The sequence below is a fragment of the Phenylobacterium sp. genome (assembly GCF_035276905.1).
GTDB lineage: Bacteria > Pseudomonadota > Alphaproteobacteria > Caulobacterales > Caulobacteraceae > Phenylobacterium.
In genome coordinates, this window is the sequence record NZ_DATELG010000167.1 from 1 (window position 1) to 2,207 (window position 2,207).

The 2,207-nt window shown below is 68.8% G+C and carries 3 protein-coding genes; 1 reads left to right on the forward strand and 2 read right to left on the reverse strand.

The genetic code is table 11. From position 1 onward, the window contains the following. Nucleotides 1-61 precede the first annotated feature (61 nt). Nucleotides 62-1,402: an aminotransferase class I/II-fold pyridoxal phosphate-dependent enzyme gene (locus VJS38_RS07670; RefSeq protein ID WP_324087563.1), complete on the forward strand. Its 1,341-nt coding sequence runs from the start codon at nt 62-64 to the stop codon at nt 1,400-1,402. A gap of 9 nt (nt 1,403-1,411) precedes the next feature. Here VJS38_RS07670 and VJS38_RS07675 read toward each other — a convergent pair whose 3' ends face one another. Together VJS38_RS07675 and VJS38_RS07680 are read right to left on the reverse strand one after the other, a co-directional pair. Next, the gene (locus VJS38_RS07675; protein WP_324087564.1) at nt 1,412-1,840 is read right to left on the reverse strand and encodes a type II toxin-antitoxin system VapC family toxin; all 429 of its coding nucleotides are present in this window, start codon (nt 1,838-1,840) and stop codon (nt 1,412-1,414) included. Then, nucleotides 1,837-2,207 (reverse strand): type II toxin-antitoxin system prevent-host-death family antitoxin (locus VJS38_RS07680; protein ID WP_324087565.1); only part of this gene is annotated, 371 nt, incomplete at its 5' end. The genes VJS38_RS07675 and VJS38_RS07680, both read right to left, overlap by 4 nt.

Here is a 2,207-nt window from a genome sequence, read left to right on the forward strand (position 1 = left end):
CAAAATAATCCCTCAGGATCAGAGTTCCCCCAAACAAGCCCAGAGAAGGTGGGGGCCCCGGATGCTCAAAGGCACGTTCAGCTACACGCCTCCTGCGGCTCTCGCGGGCAGCGCGCGCGACTACCGCCATGCCCGCGGCGCGGACCTGCTGGCCCGCATCGAGGGCTTCTACAAGTGGCAGAACCTGCGTCGCCAGCACGGCCTGTGGCCGTTCTCGCGCTCGATCGACGAGCGCCCCGGGGCGGTCACCGCCGCGCGCGACGACGCCGGCGGCCACTTCCGCGGCGTGAACTTCGCCAGCGAGGACTATCTGAACCTCGCCTCGCACCCGGCGATCCGCCAGGCCGCCCACGAGGTCATCGACCAGTTCGGAGTGCACAGCGCCGGCCCGGCGACCCTGATGGGCGCCAGCGCCCACTCCGTGCGGCTCGAGCGCAAGATCGCCGATTTCCTGGACATGGAAGAGGCGCTGCTTTTCCCCACCGGCTGGGCGGCCGCCTGCGGCGCCATCAAGGGCCTGGTCCGCCCGAGCGACCACGTGGTGATGGACGCGCTCGCCCATCCGTCGCTCAAGGAAGGCGCCGCCGCAGCGGCCCGGAACATTTTTCTGTTCCGCCACAACAGCGTCGAGGACTGCCGCCGCTGGCTGCAGCAGATCCGCGCCGCCGACGCCCAGAACGGGATCATGGTGGTGACGGAAAGCCTGTTCTCGATGGATTCCGACACGCCTGACCTGGCCGCCCTGCAGGCGCTCTGCGACGAATTCAACGCCACCTTCCTGGTCGACGTCGCCCACGACCTCGGCGCGCTCGGCCCGGGCGGCCGCGGCGCGATCGCCGCCCAGGGCCTCCTGGGCCAGGTCGACCTGGTCGTCGGCAGCTTTTCCAAGAGCTTCGCCGCGAACGGCGGCTTCGTCGCCTGCCGCAGCCGCGAGGCCAAGGAGTACCTGCGCTTCTTCTCCTCCCCGTGCGCCTTTTCCAGCGCCCTCTCGCCGATCCAGGCCGCGAGCGTGATGAAGGCCTTCGAGATCGTCGAAGGCGCCGAGGGCCAGGCCCTGCGCGACCAGCTGATGGGCAACATCCAGAACCTGCGCCGGCAACTGGTCGAAGCCGGGTTCGAGGTCCTGGGCGAGCCCTCGGCCGTGGTTTGCGTCAAGGTCGGCGCCGAGGGGCTGGCGCGGCTCGTCGCGCGGCGCCTGCCCGAGGCCGGCCTGATCGCCAACCTCGCCGAGTTCCCGGCGGTTCGGAAGGACCATGCCCGCCTGCGCCTGCAGGTGATGGCGGGCCACACCGAGGCGAACATCCGCGACGCGGTGGAGGCGGTGAAGGCCGCCTTCGCCGGCGGCCGCGAAGAGTTCGACTGGCTGACCAGCGAGCGCGAGAAGCTGCGCGCCCACGGATGACGCGGGCGCCTATGGCCCGAGAAGTCGAGTGGAGACGCCCAGCGCCTCGGCGGCCGTCGCCAAGCGGCGATCCAAGGTGATCAGTTCGAGATCGGCGCGGCGGCAAATGGCGGCGTGCAGCGCGTCGGGCGCACGGAGCATGAGTTCGAAGCGTCGAACATAAAGATGCGCCAGCCGCACGTCCGCGGCGTTGAGTTCGACGTCCTCGGTGGCTGCGGCCCGCCAAGCGTCGAAGTCCGCCAGGCGAGCCGCAGCGTCATCGGCGGCAAGTCGGTCCGTACGCACCAGCCTCGAAATGGCCGACGCGACCTCCGCGGCCGCGAACTCCGACACCACCAGCTCGTCAGCCGCAGCTTCCACAAAAGCATCGACCACCGCACTGCCCGGTTCGGCGATCAGCATGGGCAGCAGGGCGCTGGCGTCGAGATAGGCCCTCAATCGCCCTCGCTCTCATAGAGCTCGTTGAGCAGCTCTACCGAAGTGACCGCGACAGGCGCTCGCTGAGCGCGACGCTGGCGTAGCCATTCATAGGTCGCCATGGCCCCTGCGCGCGCCGCAGGCTGCAGGCGACGCAGTTCGGCGACGGGGCGCCCGTGACGCGAAATCACCACCTCTTCGCCCTCCAGAGCCCGGTCGATCAAGCGCGGAAGCCCGGCTTTTGCGTCGGCGACGCTGTAGGTCGTCATGTGAGCCTCCAACTTATGACCATAGGAATAGTCATAGCTTTGAATAACTGCAATGGCGGCGGTTTCCGGGAACACAATACCTATCCCCGGAGGTCGCGCGTCTCCAGGCGCGGTGGAGT